This is a genomic window from Collinsella sp. An271, assembly GCF_002159695.1.
Classification (GTDB): domain Bacteria; phylum Actinomycetota; class Coriobacteriia; order Coriobacteriales; family Coriobacteriaceae; genus Collinsella; species Collinsella ihumii.
In genome coordinates, this window is record NZ_NFJE01000009.1 from 78068 (window position 1) to 97298 (window position 19231).

The 19231-nt window shown below is 65.0% G+C and carries 19 protein-coding genes; 4 read left to right on the plus strand and 15 right to left on the minus strand.

All coding sequences use genetic code 11. The features are described from left to right. Window positions 1-160: 160 nt before the first annotated feature. The 4 genes from clpB to B5F74_RS12415 all read right to left on the minus strand — a co-directional run bounded on the left by clpB (window position 161) and on the right by B5F74_RS12415 (window position 6200). Window positions 161-2785 carry an ATP-dependent chaperone ClpB gene (clpB, locus tag B5F74_RS08880; RefSeq protein WP_087201741.1) on the minus strand — a complete coding sequence of 875 codons (2625 nt, stop codon included), beginning with the start codon at window positions 2783-2785 and terminating at the stop codon, window positions 161-163. A gap of 273 nt (window positions 2786-3058) precedes the next feature. Continuing rightward, the gene (locus tag B5F74_RS08885) at window positions 3059-4156 is read right to left on the minus strand and encodes an aldo/keto reductase (protein WP_087201742.1); all 1098 of its coding nucleotides are present in this window, start codon (window positions 4154-4156) and stop codon (window positions 3059-3061) included. 98 nt (window positions 4157-4254) lie between these two features. Next, window positions 4255-5430, minus strand: a complete 1176-nt coding sequence (locus B5F74_RS08890; protein WP_204212529.1) for an MFS transporter — start codon at window positions 5428-5430, stop codon at window positions 4255-4257. A gap of 236 nt (window positions 5431-5666) precedes the next feature. Next, a complete protein-coding gene (locus B5F74_RS12415) occupies window positions 5667-6200 on the minus strand; it encodes a cyclophilin-like fold protein (protein ID WP_158095734.1) in 534 nt (177 codons plus the stop codon). 573 nt (window positions 6201-6773) lie between these two features. Here B5F74_RS12415 and B5F74_RS08900 point away from each other — a divergent pair. Genes B5F74_RS08900 through B5F74_RS08910 form a run of 3 tightly spaced genes read left to right on the plus strand, consistent with a single transcriptional unit; the run spans window position 6774 to window position 8523 of the window. After that, a complete protein-coding gene (locus tag B5F74_RS08900) occupies window positions 6774-7127 on the plus strand; it encodes a hypothetical protein (protein ID WP_087201746.1) in 354 nt (117 codons plus the stop codon). Window positions 7128-7144: 17 nt separating this feature from the next. Then, on the plus strand, window positions 7145-7633 hold the full coding sequence (locus tag B5F74_RS08905; RefSeq protein ID WP_087201748.1) for a sigma-70 family RNA polymerase sigma factor: 489 nt from the start codon (window positions 7145-7147) through the stop codon (window positions 7631-7633). Continuing rightward, window positions 7630-8523: a hypothetical protein gene (locus tag B5F74_RS08910; protein ID WP_087201750.1), complete on the plus strand. Its 894-nt coding sequence runs from the start codon at window positions 7630-7632 to the stop codon at window positions 8521-8523. The genes B5F74_RS08905 and B5F74_RS08910 overlap by 4 nt, the downstream gene beginning before the upstream one ends. A 49-nt stretch (window positions 8524-8572) precedes the next feature. Here B5F74_RS08910 and B5F74_RS08915 read toward each other — a convergent pair whose 3' ends face one another. The 4 genes from B5F74_RS08915 to B5F74_RS08925 all read right to left on the minus strand — a co-directional run bounded on the left by B5F74_RS08915 (window position 8573) and on the right by B5F74_RS08925 (window position 11192). Beyond that, entirely contained in the window at window positions 8573-9406 is an 834-nt protein-coding gene (locus tag B5F74_RS08915; protein WP_087201752.1) for a transporter substrate-binding domain-containing protein, read from the minus strand. A gap of 87 nt (window positions 9407-9493) precedes the next feature. Next, complete coding sequence (locus B5F74_RS12480; RefSeq protein ID WP_275531974.1) at window positions 9494-10246, minus strand: amino acid ABC transporter ATP-binding protein; 753 nt, start codon at window positions 10244-10246, stop codon at window positions 9494-9496. 3 nt (window positions 10247-10249) lie between these two features. After that, a complete protein-coding gene (locus B5F74_RS12485) occupies window positions 10250-10924 on the minus strand; it encodes an amino acid ABC transporter permease (RefSeq protein WP_147569573.1) in 675 nt (224 codons plus the stop codon). Then, entirely contained in the window at window positions 10917-11192 is a 276-nt protein-coding gene (locus tag B5F74_RS08925; protein ID WP_066831792.1) for a hypothetical protein, read from the minus strand. Before B5F74_RS08925 ends, B5F74_RS12485 begins: the two co-directional genes overlap by 8 nt. 194 nt (window positions 11193-11386) lie before the next feature. Between B5F74_RS08925 and B5F74_RS08930 the strand changes: the two genes are divergently transcribed. Further along, entirely contained in the window at window positions 11387-12457 is a 1071-nt protein-coding gene (locus B5F74_RS08930; RefSeq protein ID WP_066831497.1) for a M20/M25/M40 family metallo-hydrolase, read from the plus strand. A gap of 278 nt (window positions 12458-12735) precedes the next feature. Here B5F74_RS08930 and B5F74_RS08935 read toward each other — a convergent pair whose 3' ends face one another. From B5F74_RS08935 to B5F74_RS08965, 7 genes are all read right to left on the minus strand, one after another. Continuing rightward, entirely contained in the window at window positions 12736-15408 is a 2673-nt protein-coding gene (locus B5F74_RS08935; RefSeq protein ID WP_087201754.1) for an Ig-like domain-containing protein, read from the minus strand. Between the two features lie 193 nt (window positions 15409-15601). Next, window positions 15602-15886 carry a cysteine-rich small domain-containing protein gene (locus B5F74_RS08940; protein ID WP_239283440.1) on the minus strand — a complete coding sequence of 95 codons (285 nt, stop codon included), beginning with the start codon at window positions 15884-15886 and terminating at the stop codon, window positions 15602-15604. A gap of 100 nt (window positions 15887-15986) precedes the next feature. Continuing rightward, window positions 15987-16403: a cupin domain-containing protein gene (locus B5F74_RS08945; RefSeq protein WP_066831491.1), complete on the minus strand. Its 417-nt coding sequence runs from the start codon at window positions 16401-16403 to the stop codon at window positions 15987-15989. Between the two features lie 137 nt (window positions 16404-16540). Further along, window positions 16541-17251 carry a carboxymuconolactone decarboxylase family protein gene (locus B5F74_RS08950; RefSeq protein ID WP_087201820.1) on the minus strand — a complete coding sequence of 237 codons (711 nt, stop codon included), beginning with the start codon at window positions 17249-17251 and terminating at the stop codon, window positions 16541-16543. Window positions 17252-17443: 192 nt separating this feature from the next. Then, complete coding sequence (locus B5F74_RS08955; RefSeq protein ID WP_087201756.1) at window positions 17444-17980, minus strand: flavodoxin family protein; 537 nt, start codon at window positions 17978-17980, stop codon at window positions 17444-17446. A gap of 94 nt (window positions 17981-18074) precedes the next feature. Continuing rightward, a complete protein-coding gene (locus tag B5F74_RS08960) occupies window positions 18075-18407 on the minus strand; it encodes a putative quinol monooxygenase (protein WP_087201758.1) in 333 nt (110 codons plus the stop codon). 109 nt (window positions 18408-18516) lie between these two features. Beyond that, entirely contained in the window at window positions 18517-19197 is a 681-nt protein-coding gene (locus tag B5F74_RS08965; RefSeq protein WP_158095735.1) for a flavodoxin, read from the minus strand. Window positions 19198-19231: the final 34 nt, after the last annotated feature.

The window sequence follows — 19231 nt, forward strand, 5'->3', positions numbered from 1 at the left end:
TACGGGTTTGGACCGTATGCGCCCCGCCAAACGGTCCAAACCCGTAGGTTCGTCCGCCATGCTGCCGTCATCGTCTCTTCGACAGCGCAAAAGGCCGGCGGCCCCGGATTGTTCCAGGGCCGCCGGCCTATCGTGTTGAGCAAGCTGTCTGCCTGCGACGCTACTCGCCGTCCGGCACCTCGTAGGTCGGGGCCGGGCCCGTGGCGTCCTGCGCCACGAAGAACGTGCCGTCGGTATCGACGTCGACCGTGATCTGGTCGCCCTCACGCACGCGGCCGTCGATGATGGCCTCGGCGATGGTATCCACGACCTCGGTCTGGATGAGGCGCTTCAGCGGGCGAGCGCCGAAGACCGGGTCGAGACCGCCCACGGCGAGCATCTGCTTGGCGCTCGGCGTGATGTCGAGCGACATGCGCTCCTTGGCCAGACGCGCGCGGACATCGGCGAGCTGGATGTCGACGATCTTGTCGATCTGCGCCATGCCGAGCGGATGGAACACGACGATGTCGTCGATACGGTTCAGGAACTCGGGCCTGAACGTGGCGCGCATGGCTTCGTCGACCTCGCGCTTCATGGCCTCGTCGTCCTTGCCGGACAGCTCGGCGATCGCGCCCGACCCCACGTTCGACGTCATGATGATGATCGTGTTCTTGAAGCTCACCACGCGGCCCTGACCGTCGGTCAGACGACCGTCGTCGAGCACCTGCAGCAGGATGTTGAACACATCCGGGTGCGCCTTCTCCATCTCGTCGAGCAGGATGACGCTGTACGGACGACGGCGCACGGCCTCGGTGAGCTGGCCGCCCTCGTCGTAGCCCACGTATCCCGGAGGCGCACCGATGAGGCGCTGGACGCTGAACTTCTCCATGTACTCGGACATGTCGATGCGCACGAGCGCGCGCTCATCGTCGAACAGGCACGTGGCGAGCGCCTTGGCGAGCTCGGTCTTGCCCACGCCGGTGGGGCCCAGGAAGAAGAAGCTGCCGATGGGCTTGTCGGGATCCGCCAGGCCCGCACGGCTGCGACGCACGGCCGCGGCCACGGCGCGCACGGCCTCGTCCTGGCCGATGACGCGCTTGTGCAGCTCGCCCTCCAGGTCGCGAAGCTTCTCGATCTCGCCCTGCATCATCTTGGAGACCGGCACGCCGGTCCACGCGGAGACGACCTCGGCAATCTCGTCGGAGGTCACCTGCTCCTGCAGGCCGCCCTCGGTCTTCTGCGCCTCGATCTCGGCCTCGCCGTCGCGCACCTGCTGCTCAAGCCCGGGGATGATGGAGAAGCGCAGCTCCGAGGCGCGAGCGAGGTCGCCGTCGCGCGTAGCGCGCTCCTCCTCGCTCTTGGCCTGGTCGAGCTGGCCCTTGAGATCTTGCACGCGGTCGATGGCGTTCTTCTGGTTGAGCCAGCCCGCCTTCTGGACGTTCAGCTTCTCCTGTACCTCGGCGATCTCCTGACGCAAGGCCTCCAGACGCTCCTTGGAAGCGTCGTCGGTCTCCTTCATGAGCGCCTGCTCCTCGATCTGCATCTGCGTGAGCTTGCGCTGCGTCTGGTCGATCTCGACCGGCATGGAATCGAGCTCCATGCGCAGACGGCTCGCCGCCTCATCCACCAGGTCGATGGCCTTGTCGGGCAGGAAGCGGTCGGCGATATAGCGATCGGAGAGGTCGGCGGCCGCCACGAGCGCGCCGTCGGTGATATGCACGCCGTGGAAGATCTCGTACTTCTCCTTCAGGCCGCGCAAGATGGAGATGGTGTCCTCCACGCTCGGCTCGCCCACCATGACCGTCTGGAAACGACGTGCGAGGGCCGCGTCCTTCTCGATGTACTTGCGGTACTCGTCGAGCGTGGTGGCGCCGATGGCGTGCAGGTCTCCGCGGGCGAGCGCGGGCTTCAGGATGTTACCTGCATCCATGGAGCCCTCGGTCGCGCCTGCGCCCACGATGGTGTGCAGCTCATCGATGAACAGGATGACCTTGCCCTGCGCCTTCTCGACCTCTTTCAGCACGGCCTTCAAGCGGTCCTCGAACTCGCCGCGGTACTTGGCACCAGCCACGAGAGCGCTCATGTCGAGCTCGATGAGGTCGCGGTCCTTCAGCGTGGAAGGCACGTCGCCCGCCACGATGCGCTGGGCGATTCCCTCCACGATGGCGGTCTTGCCCACGCCGGGCTCGCCGATCAGCACGGGGTTGTTCTTGGTGCGACGGGAAAGCACCTGGATGGTGCGGCGGATCTCGTCGGTTCGGCCGATCACCGGGTCGAGCTTTCCGGCGCGCGCAAGGTCGCAGATGTTGCGGCCGTACTGCTCCAGCGCCTCGAACTGCGTCTTGTCCTCAGCGGTCTTGACGCGGTCGTCACCTCGAAGCTCCTGATAGACCTCCTCGATGCGCTCGGGCGTCACGCCGCCGCCCTTGAGCACACGTCCGGCCTCGCCTTTGTCCTCAGCGAGCGCCATCAGCAGGTGCTCGGTCACCACGAAGTTGTCCTGCATCTTGGTAGCGCGCTTCTCGGCGCGCTCGAGCGTGCGCACCAGGTCGCGCGAAAGCCCCATCTCGGCACCGTCGCCCGAGACCTTCGGCTGCCGGTCGATGGCCTCCTGCGCGGCGCGGGAGAGCTGTGCGGGATCGGCCCCGATGCGCTCGATGATGACCGAGATGTTGCGCTCACCACCCGTGAGCAGCGCGGCGAGCAGGTGGATGGGCTCCACGGCCCCCGCCTGCGCATCGCTCGCGATGCCCATGGCCGTCTGCAGCGCCTCGCGCGACGTCACGGCAAGCTTGTCGATTCTCATATGCCTCACCTCTCTTGGGGTGTTGCCGCCCTGCGGGGCGGCATTCATCTGTTCGAAAGGTATTGTTACCGCTTTCGCGTCGCTCTATACAGAAATCTAAGTCTACATACATAAGATTTTCTTAGTGTGCAACTACCAATGGGCAGAAACAAAAGCATTTCGCATGAAACAGCGCCGGAGGAGAACCGGCCCGTAGGCAACGAGACGGCGCGCGTCCGACACAACGTGCCGGACGCGCACTAAAACAGCCAGGGCCCCTCGAAGGGTAATAAGCTACAGGCCGAAGTGATCCGCGATGATTCCCATGCGCTCGGACTGGGCCACCCCGAACGGGCAGCGGCTGTCGCAATGACCGCAGCCGATGCACTCGCCCGCATGGTGCTCGAGGTTGCGGTAGTGCTCCGCCGCGAGCTCATCGCCCACGAGGGCCAGGTCGTAGTACTTGTTGACCAGGCCGATCTGGATGCCCGCCGGACACGGCTGGCAGTGGTTGCAGTACACGCAGCGGGCCTCGCGCGACTGCGGCGCCATGTCGGCGAGCACGGAGTAGTCGCGCTCCTCGGGCGTCGCGTCGAGGTACGACAGCAGATCGCGCAGGTCGGCCTCTCCGCGCACGCCGGGCAGCACCGTGAGCACGCCCGGCCGGTCGAGTGCGTACTGGATGCACTGCGTCCGCGTGAGCGCGCGACCGAACGGCGACTGCGCCGCGTCGAGCAGCTGGCCGCCCGCGAACGGCTTCATCACGCTCACGCCCACGCCGGCGCGCTCGAATTCCTGCAGCAGGGCCATGCGGTCCGACGCCTCGCCCCGCCCGTACTCGGACTCATCGGTGTAGTCGTACATGGGGTTCAGGCTGAACATGGCCAGATCGAAGGCACCGGTCGCAAGCAGGCGCCGGGCGATATGCGGATTGTGCGTCGAGAACGCCAGATGGCGAATGGTCCCGTCCGCATGGCGCGCCTGCGCGTAGTCCCAGATGCCGCCGTTCATGACGCGGTCCAGGTCGGCATCCTCGTCGATGCAGTGGATGAAGCCGAAATCCGCGTAGTCGGTGCCGACCGTCGCCAGGCGACGCTCGAACTCAGCGATGGCGGGAGCCGCCTCGGTCGTCCAGCCGTATGCCCCGCTGCCGTAGAGCGCACCGATGTGCACCTGGATGCGCACCTGCTCGCGATGACGGCCCAGAACGCGGCCCATCGCCTCGAAGGGCGCGGACTCGCTCGGAATGAAATCGAAATGGTTGACGCCTGCGTCGATAGCGGCATCGTAGGTGCGCTCGACCTCCGCGGCGTCGGCGTTGTGGATGCCCGCCGATCCCAAGCCGATCACGCTGATCTTCTCGCCGCCATGCGGCAACACGCGATATTCCATGGAAAGCTCCTCTGTTCGATATGCAACGCGTCGTCATTATCGACCTTGAAGTGAACTTCAAGGCAACAGCCATGTTGCACCGCGGCCGGCACGAGATGCTATGCCGCATCCCCCTCGCCTACATGAGCGCAACGCAGGCGGAAGACGGTGAACAGCACGCCGAGCGCCAGGCAGGGCAGCGTGCCGAGCACGGACAGCTGCGTGCCCCCTGCGGTGATGAGCGCGCCGCACACGCTCGTGCCCACCGTCGTGCCGAGATTCGTCGCCGTAAGGAACATGCCGTTGGCGAAGTCGGGGGCCTCGGGCGCGGAACGGCTCACCATATACTGGTCGGTCGTGTTGGCAACGCCCACGGCGACGCCAAGGGCGATAAGGACCGCCGAGGTGGCAATGAGCGCATTGCCCGCGAGGTAGAGCGCCACATACAGCACGGCAAGCGCAATCGGCCCCATGACCATGACCGCACGCGGAGAAACGCCGAGCGCACGGCCCGCCGCCATGTTGCCCACGATGTTCGCCAGGCCGTAGACGAGCAGACCGCCGCTCACGAGCGCCGCGCCCATACCGACCGCGCTGCCCAGATAGTCGGACAGGTAGCTGTAGAACCCGAACATGGCGGCGTTGATCGATGCCGCCGCGAGCAGCGAGGCGAGCACGACGGGCTTCATCAAAATAGCGACCTGCCTGCCGTAGCTCATGGGCTTCTCCACCGGCATCGAGGGGACGAACGCGACCGTGAGCATGAGCGCCGCGACCGTCACGATGGCGAAAAACGCCATAGCGGCCGAGAGGTCGATCGAGCTCGCAAGCACGCCGGCAACGGGCGCCCCGACGACCATGCCCGCGGACACGCCCACGAACACCTGCGCCGAATTCCTGGCGCGCTCCGCCGCCGTGTCTCCAGTCTGCTGCGCTACGGCCATTGCCATGGACACGTAGAGCGGATGGAACGCCGCCGGGATCACGCGAGCGGCGAGCAGCAGCTCGAAGGTGGGTGCAACCACCGAGAACAGATTGCACGCCGAGAAGACGCCGAGCGCCAGCAGCATCACCGTCTTGCGGTTCATGCGCGAGAACAGCAGCGGCATGGTGGGGCCGGCGATAGCGACGATGAGCGCGAACCCGCTCACAAGTATGCCGGCGTCGGGAACCGAGACGCCGAATCGCTCGGCCACGTACGGGATGACTCCCACGATGCCCATCTCGGTGTTCAGGATGCCGAACACGCCGAGCGTCAGGATGAGCACCAACAACCTGTTACTGATCCCTTTCACGTTGCCCGTTCACCTCCATGCGGTCACAAGCCGCACAATCGCCCAGCCCCTTCGCAATGAAAGGGTCTGACATGATGGATACTTATCGAAATGCGATGTGGCCCGCCGGTCGCTTCCTGCGTCAAGCACGCTGTCGGCGACAGCAAGAAAGCCCGAATAGACGGCGCGTTACCGACCGGCGGAGTTGAAAACGACCGTGCGCATATCACGCTGCCGCGAGCAGCCGCGCGCCGCCCCTACTCCCACGCCACGGTGACGGAACCGCTGCCGACCGCCTGCGCCAATCCTGTCGGGTCGTCGATGCGGCCGATCTGCGTATAGCTGTAGCCGCTCGAGAACGTCTCGTAGAACAGGACGAGGCAGTCGCTGCCGAACAGCATGATATCGCCCGCCTGGATGGTGCCCGGACGAGAAGAACTCGTGGGCAGGCCCTCATCGAGGTAGCAGTACTTCTCGTTGCCGTTCAGCTCCGACATCGAAATCGACAGCGGCAGCCGCTCAGCGAGCGCACGCGCCGCCTCGGTGTCCTCCAACGTCGCCGTATACAGCGTCCCGTTGATGGTAAGCGTGATGCTCTGCACCGCCTGATCCCCTTCCTCACTCACCGCGCCAGCCCGTTCGTCATCGCCGGCTGCAGGCGCCGCATGCTGCGATGTCGGCAGCGGCGCTTCAGACGCAGACCCCGTCGCGCGCTCCTGCACGAATCCGCAACCGCTCAGGGAGAGAGCGGCGAGTATGAACGCGGCCGCCAAGGCGGCATGGATCCTCATGGAGCCCCATGTTGATGTCCGATGAATAGACGCAACCTCCTCTCCCCAGTATTCTGCAAGCCCTCTGAAGGTATTTCAAATACCTATATGTCATAGTCTTATATGCTGAAACTGTATAGCCTTCCTGGGAATATACCTCTCGTGCCATTCCGTATTCATTGCGAGCAGACGACACGGGGGCGACCCGCCCTGCCGAGAGGAAGGGCCGATGGGCCGCGGCAGCGACACGCCGCAGGCGCCTGGCCGCTACGCGCTTTCCCGCAAAAACCGACGCGACGGATTCTGCGGGAATAGTTCGGATGTTTTGCATAACGGCCAATACGGCATGGCTTTCCACCTCGTGGCTTCTCGTTCTGCTCGGATTAGTATGCATATTTCATTCGAGCTTTCCGCAAAAACCGTCGCGACATCGAGCATGGGTTGAAACGAACCCGTCCCCGAACAACCCATCATGGCAATTAAAAAAGATCGCTATCGCTGCAAGGATTCCGCGGCCCCAGTCGTGTTCATGATGACGGGAAGAAAGCCGACTGCGGATGCAGGCGGCCTAGAGAACCTAGAGAAAGGATCATCATGAGCGCTTCGGGCAAACATACCTCCGTAACAGGCGCCATCGTGGCAATCGCGGCAGCGGCGATACTCGGGACGGGGCTTATCGCCGCCATGCCCGCGCACGCGGCGAGCACCGCGGACGCGACCTCGGGGACAAGTCTGACGAGCAGCCTTGCGGCAGGATCGGACGTGCAGGCTTCGCGCCCCTCCTACATCGATGCCGACAGCGACGGCATATGCGACAACTGCGCGAATTCGGCATGCCGCAACCAGCGCGATCTCTGCAACAATAGGGGCGGGGGACGTGCGCGCACAGGGCATCATCTGCACAAAAACGGATGCACCGGACAGCACCGCGCGCATGCCCATTGCTAGAAAGCGAGCGTGCGCGCATGCGGGCATCGTCCGATATAGAGCAGGCAGTCCGCGCCTACGGCGATGCCGTCTGGCGCGCCTGTCTGCTCTATCTGCGCCCCGCGGACGCCGAGGACGCGTTTCAGGACACATTTCTCAAATACGCCCTGCACGACGCCCCGTTCAACGATGACGGCCACGCCAAGGCATGGCTGCTTCGCGTCGCCATCAACACCTGCAAAGACGTCCTCAAGGCGGCGCGGAACAACAACGAATCGGTCGACGAGATGGCCGAGCAGGGACGCGAGGGGGAGCTGGGGACCGCAGACGACCGCGCGGCCCTCGAGCTTGCCGAAGTGCTCGGGGCACTCGACTCCTTGGGGGATCCGCCCAAAACGCAGCTGTACCTGGCCCTGTACGAAGGCTATACCGCGCGCGAGATCTCCCAGATGACCGGCATGCCGGTGGGCACCGTGTACTCATGGATCTCACGCGGGAAGAAGCGGCTGAGGGAGGCCCTATCATGACCGACAAGCTTGAACGGCGCGTTCGAGGGGCCTTCGACGGTGCGCATATGCCCGCAGGGCTCGCTGAGCGAACGCTCGCGCGCATTGAGGCCGAACGCGCGCACCAGGCGGATGACGCCGACGGCACAGGCAGCGGAAGCGCGACGGAGGCCCCTTCTCTTCATATCGTGGCAGGAGCCGCCGGGGCCCACGCGCGCGCCCGGCGCCGCCGTATCCCCCTCGTCGCCGCGCTCGCTGCTTGCCTGGTGCTCGCAACGCTCGGCATCGGCGGCGTGACATGGGCCTCGCAGCCCTACGCCTACGTAGCCATCGATGTGAATCCCTCAATCGAGCTCGGCATCAACCGCTTCGATCGCGTGGCGAGCACGCGTGCCTACAACGATGACGGCGAGCAGCTGCTCGCGGCGGCCCAAGTCGAGGGCATGCCGTATCAAGACGCGATGGATGCGCTGGAAGACGAGCTCCAGGCCTATATCGCCGACGGGGCCACGGTGCAGATGACCGTGACCTGCGACAACGAGTCGCAGGCGGCCGCACTCGAGTCGGTCGGCACGCGCTGCCTCGACTCAGCCGGAACCGGGCAGGTGAGCTGCGCGCACGCGAGCGAAGAGGAGCACCATGAGGCTGAGCTCGCCGGCATGGGCATAGGCAAATACCGTGTCTGGCAGGAACTCGTCGACAGCGGCGTCGACGTCTCTGCGGACGAGGCGAGCACCATGACCATGCGCGAGCTGCTCGATCGCGCCGATGCGGAAGACGTCGACGTCTCCTCCGCCGCAGGCGGATGCTCAGATGCGGGCCATCGGCACGGCGATTCGGAAGAGTCGCAAAGCGCCTACACCGCCGAGAGCGGCGCCGGCCATCACGGGGAGCACCGCCGCGGAAGATGACGGCGGCGCGAGGAAGCGAGCGAGGCGAAAGGATCGCGCCATCGCTCCCTTACGCCTCGGTGATATCGATGCCGAAAAACTCCTGGGAGAGCTCCGACAGCGTGCCGTTCTCGCGCAGGGTGGCGATTGCCTCGTTCATGGCCGCGAGCAGGCTCGCTGTCGCCTCCTCGCGACGCAGCGGGAACGCAACGTACGTGGGCTCGTCGTTTTCCGCCGCGATCTTCAGGTCCGCATCGGGGTGCTGGGCCATGTAGTCATAGAAGACGACCTCGTCGTTCAGCGTCGCGTCGATGCGGCCCGCCTCGAGCAGCTCGATGGTCTGGTTGAAGTCGTCCACGCCCGTGTTGGTCGCGCCGTTGGCTTCGGCGAGGATCGCATAGCTCGAACCGAGCGTGTTGGCCGTCGTCTTACCCGCCAGGTCCTCCATGGACGCGATGTCCGAGTCTCCCCGCGTGATGACCACGATGGTGTTGTAGGCATACGGGTCGGTGAAATCGTATTTCTCCTCGCGCTCCTCGGTGACCGAGACGCCGTTGGCCATCGTGTCGTAGCGACCGGAATCCAGGCCTGCAAGCAGGCCGTCCCACTCGCCCTCGGCAAAGCTCGCCTCGACGCCGAGCTCGGCAGCGATGGCGCGTGCCACCTCGATATCGAAGCCGGTCAGGTCGCCGTCCTCGTCATGGAACGTCCAGGGGCTCCACGTGCCCTCGGTGGCGAACGTCATCTCTCCGCGCTCCGTGATCTGCTCGAGCAGGTCGCCGCCTTCAGACCCGGTGGAGCCGGAAGCGCCATCACCGCCGCCGCTGCAGCCCGCAAGGCCGAGCATCGAGACGCCGGCGACCATCGACAGGAAGCTTCGACGGGAAACCTTGTTTTCCAACATTGCTATCGATTCCTTTCCATTCAGGTTTGGCACCTTGCAGTGAGCCGAAAGGGCCGACGCGGCCATCGCAGCCGCGAGCGTCGCCCCTCAGCCCTCGCCGCCCACCGTACGCAGAAACGCGCGCACGCGGTCGTTATCCGGATGCTCGAAAAACTCGGCCGACGGCGCCGTCGCCACCACCGAACCGCCCTCCATGAAGACGACGCGGTCCGCGACGTTGCGGGCGAACCCCATCTCGTGGGTGACCACGAGCATGGTCATGCCGTCCTCGGCGAGCCGGCGCATGGACCCGAGCACCTCGATGGTCAGCTCGGGGTCGAGCGCGCTGGTGGGCTCATCGAAGTAGATGATCTCCGGATCGGTCGCCATGGCGCGCGCGATGGCGACACGCTGCTGCTGGCCGCCGGAAAGCTGGATCGGGTAGGCGTCGGCGCGGTCTCCCATGCCGACGCGCTCGAGACAGTCCCGCGCGATCTTTTCTGCCTGAGCCCGCGGCATCTTGCGGGCAACGATAAGGCCCTCGGTCACATTGCCCAAAACGGTGCGGTTGCGAAAGAGGTTGTAGTTCTGGAACACGAATGCGGTCTTCTTGCGCACGGCTGCGACCTCGCGCTTGGTCGCATGCGCCAAATCGAAGCGCTCGCCACCTAGCGCAAGCGTACCCGCATCTGCACGCTCGAGGAAATTCGCGCAGCGTAAAAGCGTCGTCTTGCCGGAGCCGGACGGCCCCAGGATGGCGACGACCTCGCCGCGATGCACCGTCAGGTCGATGCCGTGCAGCACCTCGACATCGCCGAAGGTTTTGCGCACACCCTCGAGTGTCAGCATCTCTTGAGCCATGGCCTATCCCCTCTCCATGCCGAACGACGCGAGCTTCTTCTCGCCAATGCCCTGCAGCCACGTGAGAACCGTGGAGAACAGCAGGTAGATGGCTGCGACCTCCAAGTACAGAGGAAGCGCCTCGTAGGTGCGCGACACGATCTGCTGCGTGGCCATGAGCATCTCGAGCACCGTGATGTTAGCGGCGAGCGACGTGTCCTTCACGAGCGCGATGAGCTCGTTGGAAAGCGGCGGGAACGCCGAGCGCATCGCCTGCGGCAGCAGGATGCGGCGCATGATCTGCATGTAGCTCATGCCCACGCAATAGCCCGCTTCAAGCTGGCCGGACGGCACCGCTTCGAGCGCGCCGCGAATGGTCTCGGCCGAATAGGCGCCCGTATTGATGGAGAACACGATGATGGCCGCCGGAAACGGATCGAGCACGATTCCAAAATCGGGTAGGCCGTAAAACACGACGTAGAGCTGCACGAGCAGCGGCGTGCCGCGGATGATCCAGATGTAGAAGCGCGCGATCTGCGTGAGCACGGGAACCTTCGCGTACTGCACGAGCGCCACGGCCATGGCGATCACCAGGGCGATGGCAAACGAGATGAGCGCCAACGGGATCGTCGCGGTCAAACCTGGAATCAGGATCCTGGAGAATGAATCTAAAAGGATTTCCGCCACGCGATCACTCACGGGAACCATCCTCCCCTTCTGCAGCCTTGCCCCAGGGCCGGCGAGGCGCGCATTCGCAGCTCACGCGATGCAGCATATGGTCGATGGCATCGATGCCCTTCTGAGAGGCATGCATCTCGTCGAGCAGGCGCTGGCGCTCTCCGAGCAGTACGCGCTTCGTCTCGCGCACGCGCCCCTCCTCGCACGAGCATTTCGCCTTGGCAGTCCGCTCGGCATCGCAATCGCAATCGCACAGGCACCGCTCAAGATCTTCGCTCAATTCACCCATGGTCACTCCTTTCTGGTAGCCATCATGGTATGACGCGCTATCAGCTATGTAAAAGACCTATAAGGTATAGCTAGCTATAGGTAATTTGCATAGATAAAATCGTGGGGACTTGCCTCGTTGACAGAGCTTCAGCCCTCAGCGTCCTCTATGCTCATTGCTCGAGTAAGCGATAGCCCCGTGGAAAGGACCTGCCCATGCATGCCGACGATGCCGAACTGATCGACCTGCTCGCCCGCCTCTCGAACGCCAAAGCCCCCTCGGGCTTTGAGGACGAGGTGGTCGATATCGTGCGCGCGTTCTGCGCCGACTGGGCGAACGTCGAGGTCAACAGCCTGCTTGACGTCATCATCACGCCGCATACCGTCGATGCGGACAAGCCGACGCTGCTGTTCGACGCCCATGGGGACGAAGTCGGCGGCATGGTGCAGGCGATCCATGCGGGCGGCACGATGAATTTCGTCGAGCTGGGCCATATCGCCCCCGGGACGCTCGCCGGCCAGGACGTCTTCGTGCGCACGGGCGCCGGCGCCTGGATCCGCGGCGTCGTCGGCGTCAAGCCGCCGCACTTCTGGACCGCCACCGAGCGCGCCGACGGCAAGGCGCCGCTTACGCTCGACGTCGGCGCGACCTCGAAGCAAGACGCCCTAGAGCGTTTCGGCGTGCGCATCGGCGAGCCGTTCGTGGCGGCGACTACGTTTTCATATGACGAGCAGCGCGACATCGCGATCGGCAAGGCCTTCGATTGCCGCGCGGGCGTGTGCGCCCTGCTGCTCGCGCTGCGAGAGCTCGCGCAGCGCGACGACCTGCCGGTCAACGTCATCGGCTGCATCTCGGCGCAGGAAGAGATGGGCGAGCGGGGCATCGGCGCCGCCGTGCGCGCAATCGAGCCCGCTGCCGCGTTCGTGTTTGAAGGATGCCCGGCAGACGACACGTTCACGCCCGCCGACGAGATCCAGACCGCGTTGCGAAAAGGACCGATGTTCCGCTACTTCGATCGCTGCATGATCACGCATCCGCGTTTTCAGCGATATGTGCTCAGAGTCGCCCAGTCCCGCGGCCTGCCCGCGCAGACCTCCGTGCGCACCGGCGGCGGAACCAACGGAGGCGTCATCCATCAGCTCGATATCCCCTGCGTGGTCGCCGGCGTCCCCTGCCGCTACATCCACGCAGGCGCCTCCATCTGCGCGCCGCAAGACATCCGCGCGGCGGCGGACATCGCGATAGCCGTCGCAGAGGACTTCTCGCCGAGCGCCATCTCCTACTAAGATCCGTTAGGAAAGCGCTGAATTAAGGCCTTCAAGCCCCGCAGGGCGAGACGGGCGATCGCAGCGCATCGTGAAGCGGACCCCTCGAGCAAGGCTCGGCCACCGCTTCTACCGGGCCACCCGCTAACGGTACCCAGTAACTGTACCCAGAACTGAGAGAGAGGGCCTTCCAAGGGGCCCTCTCTCAGTTCTGGGTACAGTTACTGGGTACCGTTGCCGGGTAGTCCCGTGGTCTCACCGATGACCGAAACGTACAGCCTCACTGACCCTTGAGCCGCTTACGAGATCTTCCTCCTTCGAATCAAGGCGATACCGGACACCGCTGCCAGAGCACCGGCGCCGCCGAGAGCGGCTATCGCCGCCACCGATTCGTCACCCGTCTGGGCGAGGCGCTCGCGCACGTCATCGTCAGACGGCTTCGCCTCATCGGAGGGCTTGGCGGGATCGCCCTGCTTATCGGGCGTTTCCGCCAGCAGGGCGGCACGCGCGATGGTCTCCACGTAGCCTCCGGCGGGAATCGTCAGATAGATCGTTCCGCCGCTTGCCGTCGCCGTATACGTGTAGGTGTAACCGTCATCTCCGTACAGCGTCGCTTCGACTTTCTTGCCGTCATACGCGTCGGTCCCAAGAGGGATACGGGCGCTCATGCCCTCGATCGGGATGCCGACCACGGTGTGCTCGGACCCCGTTGCGAGCGTTACGAACACGCCGGCGACAGCGCGATCATCGCGACCAAGCTTTCCGACCGGGAACCCCTGGGACCCCGTCACGACATCTGCCGTCACGTCGACTCCGGAGGGGACGCCCTCGACGACGATGCCCGCGGCCGTATTCTCATAGGTCCACCGGTCCCCGCAGCCGATCGGAACGACCGTGAACACGGCCGTCTTGCTCTCCACGCCATCGAACGCGCGCGTTGTCGCGGTGATGGTCGCCGCGCCGTCACCCACCGCCGTGACCTTGCCGTCAGCGTCAACCGTCGCGACGGAGGTATTGGAGGAGGACCACGTCACCGCCACCGCGGACTCGGCGGGCGTGAACACCGGTTTGAGCGCAAGGGGGCTGCCCGGGAGCATGTGGACGATGTCGCGCCCGATATTCGCCTCCGCGCGCTCGATCTTGATGTCCTCGATCGCGGGCTTTGTCGCGATGGACTCCCGATAGCCCGCATTCGCCCTCATGAGCTTGGAGGTCGCCGCGTCGACCGCATCCTGCGTCAGCGCGGAAAGCTCCTTGGCCGCAACGGCTTTCGCCGCGTCCACGGCTGCAGCCAGCGAATTCGCTGCCTCCTGCGTCACCCAACGCGCGCCGGGCGCCGCATCGAGCGCCTGTGCCACCGTCACGACGCCGTCATCCGCCTTGGCGGTGGCATCGAGCTCGCTCTCGAGCGCCTCGAGAGACACCTCCGCCACGCTGCAGGCGGCCTCGAACACACGCTGCGCCTCGGCCAGCGCGTCGCGCGCCGCCGCGATCTCATCGCTCGTCGCGTCCTCGGCATCATATACGGCGCGCGCATCCGCGATTGCCGCATCAAACGCGGCCGCATCGGCAGGAGCCGCCCATGTTCCGCCGTGAAGCACGTCGCGCCCGTGCTCGGAAACCGTCACCTCGGCACGCACGGCGTCGGCCGCCGCGAGCTCCTCTTCCAGCGCCCCGCGGTCGACCTGGACGGTCATCGGCATCTCGGCCACATCGTGACGGAGCTCTCTGACCTGCTGACGAAACACCTCGACGTCTTCCTCGCTCGCGCGAATCTTCAGCTGCGCCTCGATGGCGTCGAGCAGATTCGATATCTGGTCGAACTGATCGCGCGTCACGTAGCGCGTCCCATCTGCCGCCTCGCCCAGCTCCGCGTCGTCGAGCACAGCCAGCTCAGCAAGCTCGGCGCGGGCGGCATCCAGCTCCTCCGCGAGCAGAACCTTGGCGTCGACGCTTCCGATAACTTCGTACTGCCCGCACACCGTCGCGGCGGGCACCCCGTTCAACGTGAACCCGTCCCCGTCGAAGGCGACCTCGACATGCGCGCCGAGCAGAAGGCCCGCCTCGTCGAACGACAGGGGCGCCGCAACCTCGATGCCCGTCCCGCCATCGGGATAGAACATGATGGTCGCCGTATCGCCCGTCGCTCCATCGGGCACGGGGAAATACAGGTCCGCGCCGGCGGGGCCAGAGCTAACGGCCCCTTCATCGGTCGGAACGCTGTAGCTGAGGGTGCCGACGAATTGGATCGTCTCACCCTCGCCGAGCACCTCGGTGAGGGCCTGGTCGAGCGACTGCACCTCAGCCGCGAGATCAAGGCCGTCAAACGCCTCGACCAACCACCCCGAGCCGTCGACATCGACGGTCGTCGGGGAGCCGTCCACGACGTAGATGCGCGCATGCGCGCTCACCGTCCCGTCCAGCTCCGAGGTCGCGGTCAGCACTGCCATACCCGGCGCATGCAAAACAAGGCCATCGGAGACCGAGGCCACCGTCTCGTCGGACGATGTCCACGTCACGGCGTCCGAGGCCCCTTCGGGCTCAACCGACACCGCGGACAGATCGACGGTTGCGCCGGCGCCGCCTGCCGACAGGCAGTACACCGCATCCCCTAGCGACGTCAGGCTGTCGGGAGATACGGGCCGAACCGTTATCGCGGTCGGGGAAATCTGCGCAGCGGGCTGCATCTCTTGCGCCTGCGCGACCTGATCAGACGCCAGACCCGCCTCGACGACCTCCTCATTGCCGACGATATCGGATGCTCCTGCCGCATCGGCAGGCCCGCTGCCCTCCATCATGCCCGCCTCATCGACGACGTGCTCAGGCTGCAGCACGGATTCCGTTTGCCCCGGGGAAGCGACCCCGTCGGCCGCGGACTCATCCGCGCGCACCGGACAGGGGATCATGAACACCGCAATCAACGCAACGGTCAGCAACATGACAAGGGGCTTTGAAGTGGTCATCCTCTTCATGGTTCGACCCTCCTCCCGTGCGTTGTGGCTCCATATTCTGCGGTCGGCAGGCTCATGGTTCTTATTGCCGCCCATAGCAACATGGCAAAGAAAAACGCCGGCAAATCGCTGAGCGCGCGATTTTTGCCGGCGATAGGAACACGCCTGGAAAGCAGGTGGAATAAGGAGGAGCCGCCCCCTTGTGAAGCGCCGATCACGCGCCTTCGCGGCGGGCGGCGATATCCTTCACGCGCTGGTACTGGCGCATGATGTACTCGAAGTTCTCCACGCGATGGGGCAGGGTGCAGGCCGAGCAGTCCTTGATGTCTCCGTGCTCGCCCACGTAGCGGAAATTGCCGCCGCAGGTATCTCCCAAGCAGTACAGCGGGCAATAGCAGAACAGGCAGTTGAGCTGCTCCGCAGGCATGTCGTGGCACGGGTAGAACTCGCACGACGCATGGTTGAAGAACTTGTAGTGCTCAGTTTCGGGATGGTCCACGGCACACCTCCTGATCGGACGCGCCCATCGTAGCAGACAATGCTCGCAGCAGGGCCGGTACGTTTCCATCCCAAAACGTACCGGCCCCGGGCCATCTCCCCTACGCGGGGTAGGACGCGTCGTCGACCGGCTCGAGCCACTCGTTGCTGCAGTTCTCGCCCGGCGCCTCGAAGGCGATATGGGAGAACCAGGAGTCGCGCGCCGCGCCGTGCCAATGCTTCACGCCGGCAGGAATGACGACGACGGTACCCGGGGTAAGCTCCTGAGGCTCGGAGCCCCATTCCTGATACCAGCCGCGACCGTCGGTGCAGATGAGAATCTGGCCGCCGCCCTTGTCGGCATGATGGATATGCCAGTTGTTGCGGCACCCCGGCTCGAAGGTCACATTCGCCAGGCCGACTCCGCACTCAGCCGCATTCGTCAGCGGATTGAGATACGAGTTGCCGATGAAATACTGCGCGAACGCGTCGTTGGGGTTGCCCATGCCGAACATGGGGGTGAAATCTGCGGTTGCCATATGCTCCTCCTTAATCGATGATGCGGGCAGCCCGCATCCAGCAAGGCGGCCCGACGTATACCAACGTTGCTGCCGCCCCTACTTGCGAACCGGGCCCGTCATGCTCCAAAACCGAACGCGCCTCCGCCGAACGGGCGCTACTTCGCTGCCGCGGCGTCGATGCAGGCAAGCGCGTTCAGGCCGCGGGGATAGCCGATGAACGGCAGGATCTGGTGAACCACGGCGTACATGAACGCGCGGTCGTTGCCCACGTTGAAGTTGCCGGCGGCGTGCGCGGTCGCCTGGGGGTCGCAGCCGCCCTGGGCCACCAGATAGCAGAAGGTGACCATCTCGCGCTCGGCAGGCGTGAGGCCGTGACGGGTGTAGTAGTCGCCGAAGCAGTTCGCCGCGAGCCAGCGGTTGACCGTCGCGCGCTCGGCGGGGCCGTTGGCCCATGTCTCGCGCATGCCCTCGCCGAAAGCCTCGATCTGCACGTCGTTGCCGGCGGCCAGGCGCGTCTCGGGCGTCACGGTCGCCTGCCCCTCGAGCGGCAGCGCGACGCCGGCGGCATCGAGCGCCTCGTTCATCGCGCCCACAAACGGCATGACGCGGCCGAATCCCAGATAGTCGGTCGCCTGGTACACGACCTCCTTGAGCTCGACCGGGGTCACGCCGGCACGAAGCGCCTCGGGCACTACGGCGCCGAACGCATCGATGCCCTGACAGCCCAGAAGCGCCGCCACGATTGCCAGATAGCGCGTGCGAGCCGGGAGGGACTGGGTCTCGTCGCCTGCCGCCTCGGCCAAAAACGCCTCGACGATCCCCGCGTATTCAGGGTCTGTCGCCTTGAATCCATCAGTGATAGCCATGCTTTCCTCTCTCTCCTTCTGCAGGGCGAACCGCATCCGCCCCATCTTGTACATAAGAACCGTACTCCTTGGAGTCGACTCCAAGTCAATATACGAGCGCCTCAAACAGGCACTCTGAGCTGGTGTCGCGAGAGGCCGAACGGAAAAACGGCATCCCATCAGCAGCCGTCGGCACAAACGGCAAGAGGACGGCTACAGAGACAGGCCGAGCGAATAAGCCTCAAGCGGGTACTTCGTCGCGCGCGTCATGGACGGCGTGCCGCAACCGGCGCCGAGCACCATGCCGCGATCTTCCATATCGAGGTAGCGCACGATGGTCCGATAGTGCGCTTCAAGCGCCTCGAAGGTCCAGCCGTCCGCGTTCCACGCAACGGTCAGCAAAGCCGCCTTGAGATGCTTGCCGGTGATGGCGGAATTCTCGGAGCAGAACCGGTCGATAACCGCTTTGAGCTGCGCCGTCATGCCGTAGTAGTACAACGGTGTGGCAAATACGACCATGCCCGCACCGAGGATCTTGTCCAAGATGGACGCCATGGCGTCGCGCTGGACGCATGGGCGGGCGCCGTAGCCGCACGCGACGCAGCCCGTGCAGGACCGCACGTCCTCGTGCGCCACGTCGATGCGCTCCACCGTATGCCCCGCTTCGCGCGCACCGCGCGAAAACCCCTCGGTAAGAAGCGCCGTCGAACCGTTCCGGTTCGGACTTCCCTGAAGCACGATGATATTCATGCATCTACCTCCTTGAACATAGAAATGCCAGCCGAGCCATCCGCCATGGGGGCAGATGGCCCGGCCCGCGGACATCGCGACGGGCGAGCGGGCCCTACTGACGGATGAAGGCGGCGTCGCGATCGGGTAGCCCGTCCTCATCGGTGACGTAGCGCTCGGCCACCATATGCAGGTCGTACTTGTCGCGCAGCTCGGCGATCTTCGCCATCATCGGCGAGGCATGATGCGCGTCGAGCGCGTCCTGGTCACGCCATGCATCGATGAGCAGGACGGTCTCGGGGTCGTCCAGCGGCTGGAAATAGCGATAGCGGACGTTGCCCTCCTCCGCGCGAATCGCGTCGGCGGTGCCGGACTCCTCCATTTCCTGGGCGAACGCGCGCGCCGCCCCGTCCTTGCCCGCGTAATACAGATTGACCGTGATTGCCATGTTGTCCTCCTATCCGTCGTGCCACGCACCTTCTTGACGTCTGCCGGCTCACACTGCTGGGAAAAACGCCCCCGCAGCGAAGACGCGTGTCAAGCAAGCCCGGAGCCGCCTACAGGCCTAGGCCGTCGACCCAGTCGGCCACATCGGCAGTGGGGGCAGAGCCCGAGAAACGCGATCCCTCGCGCCAATCACCCGCACCGGCCAACTCGGCCAACGCCTCGCCACTGCCACCGATTCCCGAGCTCGCCGAGGTGCAAAACGGAACCACGACCTTGCCTGAAAAATCGTTGGCCTCCACGAAGGTGCGCAGCGGCCACGCGGCCTCACCCCACCAGATGGGGTAACCCAAAAACACGATATCGTAATCGGCAAAACCATCGGGGATATCTTGGGAAAGCTCAGGGCGTGCATCCGAGGCGCGCTCCTGGCTCGCGCGGCTTCCATCGTCGTTGTAATTGAGATCGACATCTGCATAAGGCTGAGCAGGACTGATCTCGAAGGTGTCTGCACCCAGATGCTCGACAACGGCGCTCGCTATGCCGGCAGTGTTGCCCGTTGCCGAGAAATACGCCACCAACACAGAGCCGGCAGACCCGGCCGACGCCTGGTCGACGCCAGACGAAGCGCCGTCTGATGCGGCGGAACCGCTACCGGACGGCTCGTCGCCATTGGCGCCCGCCTCCACCTCGCCGCACGCGGACAGCAGGCCGCCCAGCGGAAGCAGGGCGGCAACTGCACCGGCGCGCCTCAGCAGCGCCCGGCGCTCGACCGGCGAATCAACATCGAACAAGGCCATCTCCATTCTCTCGAAAAACGGACGAACC

Coding starts and splice junctions, on each gene's coding strand:
- B5F74_RS08925 (WP_066831792.1), bottom strand. CDS start 11,192: ATGGGTGAATTGAGCGAAGATCTTGAGCGGTGCCTGTGCGATTGCGAT.
- B5F74_RS08930 (WP_066831497.1), top strand. CDS start 11,387: ATGCATGCCGACGATGCCGAACTGATCGACCTGCTCGCCCGCCTCTCG.
- clpB (WP_087201741.1), bottom strand. CDS start 2,785: ATGAGAATCGACAAGCTTGCCGTGACGTCGCGCGAGGCGCTGCAGACG.
- B5F74_RS08945 (WP_066831491.1), bottom strand. CDS start 16,403: ATGGCAACCGCAGATTTCACCCCCATGTTCGGCATGGGCAACCCCAAC.
- B5F74_RS12480 (WP_275531974.1), bottom strand. CDS start 10,246: ATGGCTCAAGAGATGCTGACACTCGAGGGTGTGCGCAAAACCTTCGGC.
- B5F74_RS08955 (WP_087201756.1), bottom strand. CDS start 17,980: ATGAATATCATCGTGCTTCAGGGAAGTCCGAACCGGAACGGTTCGACG.
- B5F74_RS08900 (WP_087201746.1), top strand. CDS start 6,774: ATGAGCGCTTCGGGCAAACATACCTCCGTAACAGGCGCCATCGTGGCA.
- B5F74_RS12415 (WP_158095734.1), bottom strand. CDS start 6,200: ATGAGGATCCATGCCGCCTTGGCGGCCGCGTTCATACTCGCCGCTCTC.
- B5F74_RS08910 (WP_087201750.1), top strand. CDS start 7,630: ATGACCGACAAGCTTGAACGGCGCGTTCGAGGGGCCTTCGACGGTGCG.
- B5F74_RS08950 (WP_087201820.1), bottom strand. CDS start 17,251: ATGGCTATCACTGATGGATTCAAGGCGACAGACCCTGAATACGCGGGG.
- B5F74_RS08915 (WP_087201752.1), bottom strand. CDS start 9,406: ATGTTGGAAAACAAGGTTTCCCGTCGAAGCTTCCTGTCGATGGTCGCC.
- B5F74_RS08905 (WP_087201748.1), top strand. CDS start 7,145: ATGCGGGCATCGTCCGATATAGAGCAGGCAGTCCGCGCCTACGGCGAT.
- B5F74_RS08935 (WP_087201754.1), bottom strand. CDS start 15,408: ATGAAGAGGATGACCACTTCAAAGCCCCTTGTCATGTTGCTGACCGTT.
- B5F74_RS08885 (WP_087201742.1), bottom strand. CDS start 4,156: ATGGAATATCGCGTGTTGCCGCATGGCGGCGAGAAGATCAGCGTGATC.
- B5F74_RS08960 (WP_087201758.1), bottom strand. CDS start 18,407: ATGGCAATCACGGTCAATCTGTATTACGCGGGCAAGGACGGGGCGGCG.